This window comes from Micromonospora maritima, from assembly GCF_902825405.1.
GTDB lineage: Bacteria > Actinomycetota > Actinomycetes > Mycobacteriales > Micromonosporaceae > Micromonospora > Micromonospora maritima.
In genome coordinates, this window is the sequence record NZ_CADEAU010000792.1 from 1 (window position 1) to 1663 (window position 1663).

2 protein-coding genes are annotated in these 1663 nt (G+C 76.4%); both read right to left on the reverse strand.

The window, feature by feature from the left end:
* Nucleotides 1-539 (reverse strand): MFS transporter (locus HUW36_RS32315; protein ID WP_174531518.1); only part of this gene is annotated, 539 nt, incomplete at its 3' end.
* A gap of 9 nt (nucleotides 540-548) precedes the next feature.
* Entirely contained in the window at nucleotides 549-1370 is an 822-nt protein-coding gene (locus HUW36_RS32320) for a polysaccharide deacetylase family protein (protein WP_174531520.1), read from the reverse strand.
* Nucleotides 1371-1663: the final 293 nt, after the last annotated feature.

A 1663-nucleotide genomic window follows, 5' to 3' on the forward strand; every position in this document is an offset into this window, starting at 1 on the left:
GCCAGCGCCGCGGCGGCCACCCAGAAGCTGGCGTACGCGCCGGCGGCGGCGCTCAGGATGCCGCCGAGCGAGGCGCCGACCACGGTCATCGTGCCCCAGGCCGAGCCGGCGACCGCGTTGCCGGCCGCCAGGTCCGCCGGATCGAGCACGTTGGGCAGGGCCGCCTGGGCGGCGGGCGAGTAGAACGCCTTCGCCACCGCAACGACCGCGATCGACACCAGCGCCAACCAGGCCGTCCCCGCGCCGCGGACGCCGAGCAGCAGCAGGACGCCACCGAGAGCGGCCAGGTTGGCCGCCATCATGACCTTGCGGCGGTCGAACCGGTCGGCCACGGTGCCGGCGTACGGGAGCAGCAGCGCGGTGGTGCCGGTGTCCACCGCCAGCACCAGCGCACCCCAGACGCCACTGCCGGTCAGCTGCGGCAGCAGCACCAGCAGCGGCACCATGACGAACCAGTCCGCGCCGAAGACCACGAGCTCGGCGAGGAAGAGGTTGCGGAAGTCGCGGTTGCGGACCAGGACCGAGAGGGTGGGCGACACGCCGGCACCCTATCGGGCCGCCCCCGGGCCGGCAGCGCGACGCAGCAGGTCGGAGACGGTGACGAAGGTGTAGCCCCGGGCCCGCAGCCCGGAGATCATGTCGGGCAGGCCGCGGAGGGCGACCAGCCGCCGCTCGTCACCGACGTCGTGGCCGAGCACGATGGTCCCGGGCCGGACGTCGGCGACGATCCGGCGCGCGTGCCCGGCCGGGTCGTGCGGGAACTCGCTCTCGACCATCTGGAGCGTCCAGAGCACCAGCCGGTAGTCCAGCCGCGCGGCCGCGTGCAGCACCGACCCGCCCAGGTGCCCCCAGGGCGGACGGAGCAGTCGGGGGGCCACCCCCGCGGCCGCCGTGATCGCGTCGTGGCTGCGGCTCAGGTCGTCGTGGACCCTGGTGGCGTCCATCCGGGCGAGGTCGTGGTGGGCCCAGCTGTGGTTGCCCACCTCGTGCCCGCCCAGCCGCCCCCGCACCAGCGCGGCGTGCCGCCGGGCCCGCTCGCCGACCAGGAAGAACGTGGCCGGTACCCGGTGCTCGGCAAGCGTGTCCAGCACCATGGGCGTCCACTGTGGGCGCGGGCCGTCGTCGAACGTCAGCGCGACAAGCGGTGTGTCGGTGCGGACGCCCCAGACGACCTGCACCCCACCCGAACCGACGTCCTGCCGGCGGTTGCCCACGGTGGCACTGGCCGGGCCGCCCGCGAGCGGCAGTCGACGGTCGGCCACCCGGGTGCTCTCCAGCGTCGCGGCAGAGCCGAGCGCCGCCCCGCCGAGCAGCAGCGCGGACCGGCGCAGCAACGTGCGCCGACCCCACCGGCCCCCGCCGTCGACCATCACGCCCCCGCACCCCGAGTAGGCACCAGCTCACTGAGCGTACCGTCCGGGGTGGCTCAGGGATGTCCCGCGCGGCGGCGGGGGTGTCGGGCGGAGCCCCCGCACGCGCCGAGGACGGCGGGCGGGGGCCCGTCCCTCACTCGGTCGGGGGCAACGGGGACTGCCGGCTCTTCGGCAGGCGCAGCACCTCGAACTGGTCCGTTCCGTCGACCAACGCGCCCGACGGCCGGGCCGGCGGCGCGGCGACCCCGGCCGGCCCCTCCCCACCGCGGGCGCCCACCGGCACCGGCTCC